At 66.6% G+C, this 3956-nt stretch carries 3 protein-coding genes; 1 reads left to right on the forward strand and 2 read right to left on the reverse strand.

The features are described 5' to 3' along the window. Positions 1 to 73: 73 nt before the first annotated feature. Positions 74 to 1444: an ethanolamine permease gene (gene eat / locus QMX85_RS23230; RefSeq protein WP_090231231.1), complete on the reverse strand. Its 1371-nt coding sequence runs from the start codon at positions 1442 to 1444 to the stop codon at positions 74 to 76. Positions 1445 to 1797: 353 nt separating this feature from the next. On the opposite strand from eat, the gene pyrF reads away from it, so the two are divergent. Then, on the forward strand, positions 1798 to 2496 hold the full coding sequence (pyrF, locus tag QMX85_RS23235) for an orotidine-5'-phosphate decarboxylase (RefSeq protein WP_282344900.1): 699 nt from the start codon (positions 1798 to 1800) through the stop codon (positions 2494 to 2496). A 109-nt stretch (positions 2497 to 2605) separates the two neighbouring features. Here pyrF and QMX85_RS23240 read toward each other — a convergent pair whose 3' ends face one another. Beyond that, positions 2606 to 3613: an NADP-dependent oxidoreductase gene (locus tag QMX85_RS23240; protein ID WP_282344902.1), complete on the reverse strand. Its 1008-nt coding sequence runs from the start codon at positions 3611 to 3613 to the stop codon at positions 2606 to 2608. Positions 3614 to 3956: the final 343 nt, after the last annotated feature.

Consider the following 3956-nt stretch of genomic DNA (forward strand, 5'->3'; position numbering starts at 1 on the left):
GCGCGACGGGGGGCGCGGAAACGACGACGCCGGGCGCAAGCGTCCGGCGTCGGCACTCAGGCGTCACTAAACGTCAGGCGGCACCACCGGTCAACAGCACGTCGCTGCGGGCGTTGGCGCGCTGATGGCCGGTCAGAAGGAAGTAGACGAAGCCCACCACCATGAAGCCCAGGAAGATCAGTCCGATGATCGCGTTGAACCAGGCCATCGCCACCAGGCAGACCACCGCCAGCACCAGGGCGATGCCCGGCACGATCGGGTAGCCCGGCGCGCGGAAGGTGCGCTCCAGGTTCGGCTCGCTCTTACGCAGCTTGAACAGGCTGAGCATGCTCATGATGTACATGACGATGGCGCCGAACACGCTCATGGTGATCATCGCCGCCGTCAGGGTCATGCCTTGCAGGTTGATCAGGCCGTCGCTATAGATCGCCGCAATACCGACCACGCCGCCGGCGATGATCGCCCGGTGCGGCGTCTGGAAGCGTGACAGCTTGGCCAGGCTGGCCGGCAGGTAGCCGGCGCGGGCGAGGGCGAAGAACTGCCGCGAGTAGCCGAGGATGATGCCGTGGAAGCTGGCGACCAGACCGAACAGGCCGATCCAGACCAGCATGTGCAGCCAGCCGGAGCTTTCCCCGACGACCACTTTCATCGCCTGCGGCAGCGGGTCGTTGATGTTCGACAGGGCCGCCCAGTCACCGACGCCGCCGGCGAAGATCATCACGCCCATGGCCAGCGTGACCAGGGTCAGGATGCCGGCGATGTAGGCCTTGGGAATGGTGCGTTTCGGATCCTTGGCTTCTTCGGCGGCCATGGCGGCGCCTTCGATGGCGAGGAAGAACCAGATGGCGAAGGGGATCGCGGCGAAGATGCCGGAAATCGCCGCGCCGCCAAACTCGTTGGAGCCGGCCCAGCCGTTGAGCACGAAGTTGCTGAAGCTGAAGCCCGGTGCCACCACGCCCATGAACACCAGCAGCTCGGCCACCGCGAGGATGGTCACCACCAGCTCGAAGGTCGCAGCGATGCTGACGCCGAGGATGTTCAGCGTCATGAAGACGATGTATGCGCCAACTGCCGCAAGCTTCGGATCGAGACCGGGGAACTGCACGTTGAGGTAGGCGCCGATGGCCATGGCGATGGCCGGCGGCGCGAAGACGAACTCGATCAGCGTGGCGAGGCCGGCGATCAGTCCGCCTTTTTCACCGAAGGCGCGGCGGCTGTAGGCGAAGGGCCCGCCGGCGTGGGGAATGGCGGTGGTCAGCTCGGTGAAGCTGAAGATGAAGCAGGTGTACATCGCCGCCACCAGCAGCGCGGTAACCAGGAAACCGAGCGTTCCCGCTACGCCCCAGCCATAGCTCCAACCGAAGTACTCTCCGGAAATCACTAGGCCGACGGCGATACCCCACAGGTGCAGGGTGCCGAGGGTGGGTTTGAGTTGCGTGCTCATGCTGACCTCTCAATGGATTTACGACACGTCCTGTTACGTTTTGCAGCCGTCGTGCCAGTCTTGCGTTTGCACGAAACAGAGCCTGGCCCAGCGGTTCCCGTGGCCTCGCACGGCGTGACCGGCGGGTCAGCGTGCGTCGCGCTGGTGCGTCGAACGGAGAGAGTGAATCGATTCAGCGCGCGCCACCGAGCCAAAGTCGAGCGCGCCAGCCGGGAGGATCGGGGCGCAGCCAGGTCGTCCGCCAGGCGTACGGAGAGGTCGGAAAATCGTCGCTCGGCACCTCGCGTGGCTACGGAAAATTCCGGCTTTCTGCGACAATGCGCGCCGTTTTCGATCCGCCGTGAGAGCCCGCCATGTCCGCCTGCCAGTCCCCGATCATCGTCGCTCTGGATTTCCCGTCCCGCGACGCCGCGCTGAAACTCGCCGACCAGCTCGATCCGGCGCTGTGCCGGGTCAAGGTCGGCAAGGAGCTGTTCACCCGCTGTGGCTCGGACATCGTCGGCACATTGCGCGACCGGGGCTTCGAGGTTTTCCTCGACCTGAAATTCCACGACATCCCCAACACCACGGCGATGGCGGTGAAGGCGGCGGCGGAGATGGGCGTGTGGATGGTCAACGTGCACTGCTCCGGCGGGCTGCGGATGATGGTCGCCTGCCGCGAGACGCTTGAGCGCCTCAACGGGCCGAAGCCGTTGCTGATCGGCGTGACCGTGCTGACCAGCATGGAGCGCGAGGACCTGGCCGGAATCGGCCTGGACGTGGAACCCCAGGTTCAGGTGCTGCGCCTGGCGGCGCTGGCGGAGAAAGCCGGGATGGACGGCCTGGTCTGCTCGGCGCAGGAGGCCAGCGCGTTGAAAGCGGCGTATCCACGGCTGCAGCTGGTCACTCCCGGCATTCGCCCGGCCGGCAGCGCGCAGGACGACCAGCGTCGCATCCTTACCCCGCGCGAGGCGCTGGACGCCGGCTCCGACTATCTGGTGATCGGCCGCCCGATCAGCCAGGCGGCCAACCCGGCGCAGGCGCTGTCAGCGGTGGTCGCCGAACTGGCCTGAGGCCTCGTCGATAGCTCGGACCCTAGACGGACCGTAGGGTGGGCTTCAGCCCACCGCTTCGGCGCTGAGTGGACGTTGGTGGCTGAAGCCCCCCTACGCAAGGCGTTGCTCAGCTGACCTTCAGCACTAGCTTGCCGAAGTTTTCGCCCTTGAACAGTTTGCCGAGGGTTTCCGGGAAGGTTTCCAGGCCTTCGACGACGTCCTCGCGGCTCTTCAACTGGCCGCTTGCCAGCCAGCCACCGATCTCCTTCATCGCCGCCGGGAAGCCCGCGGCGTGGTCCATCACCACGAAACCTTCCATGCGCGCGCGGTTCACCAGCAGCGACAAGTAGTTGGCCGGGCCCTTCATCGCCTGCTTGTTGTTGTACTGGCTGATGGCGCCGCAGATGACCACCCGCGCGCCGCGGGCGAGACGGCTCAGCACCGCGTCCAGCGTGTCGCCGCCGACGTTGTCGAAATAGACGTCGACGCCTTTCGGGCATTCGCGCTTGAGGCCTTCGGCAAGATCCTCGCTCTTGTAGTCGATGGCGCCGTCGAAGCCCAGCTCGTCGATCAGGTAGCGGCACTTCTCGGCGCCGCCGGCGATGCCGATCACGCGGCAGCCCTTGATCTTGGCGATCTGTCCGGCAACGCTGCCGACCGCGCCGGCGGCGCCGGACAGCACCACGGTATCGCCGGCTTTCGGCGCACCGGTTTCCAGCAGGGCGAAGTAGGCAGTCATGCCGGTCATGCCGAGGGCGGACAGGTAGACCGGCAGCGGCGCGCGCTGCGGGTCGACCTTGTACAGCCCGTTCGGCGCGCCGAGGTAATAGTCCTGCACGCCGAGCGCGCCGTTGACGTGGTCGCCGACGGCAAAGTCGGGGTGCTGCGAGGCGACCACTTCGCCCACGCCCAGGGCGCGCATCACCTCGCCCAGGCCCACCGGCGGAATGTACGACTTGCCCTCGTTCATCCAGCCACGCATGGCCGGATCGAGGGACAGGTACTTCACGCGGACCAGGATCTGCCCCTGGCCGGGTTCGCCCACCGGCTTCTCGACGTACTCGAAAATGTCGCGGGTGGCTTCGCCGACGGGGCGTTTGGCGAGGAGGAATTGGCGATTGGTGGCGGCAGTCATGGCAGGTACTCGAATCGATGGGTAGGTGACTGTGATAGTTCGCCCGGCGCCCGGGTTCAAGTTTCGTCTGCCCGGAGAATGCCCGCCGATCCGTTCGGCTGATGGTGGGGCAGGGTGCTTCATCAGCAGGATGGATCGCCAGCCAACCGGCGTCCTGATAGTGATGCCGACCTGCGGGGGCGCGTGGATAAACTGCGGTACACCATTACTCGCCACTGCTGAGGATTGACGATGAGCATGACGTTTTCCGGCCAGGTCGCCCTGGTCACCGGCGGGGGGGGGGGGGGGGGGGCGCCGCCCGGCCCCGCCGCGGGCGCCCGCCGGCGGGCGGGGGGGGGGGGGG

It is taken from the genome of Pseudomonas sp. PS02288 (assembly GCF_029959715.1).
Taxonomy (GTDB): domain Bacteria; phylum Pseudomonadota; class Gammaproteobacteria; order Pseudomonadales; family Pseudomonadaceae; genus Pseudomonas_O; species Pseudomonas_O kuykendallii.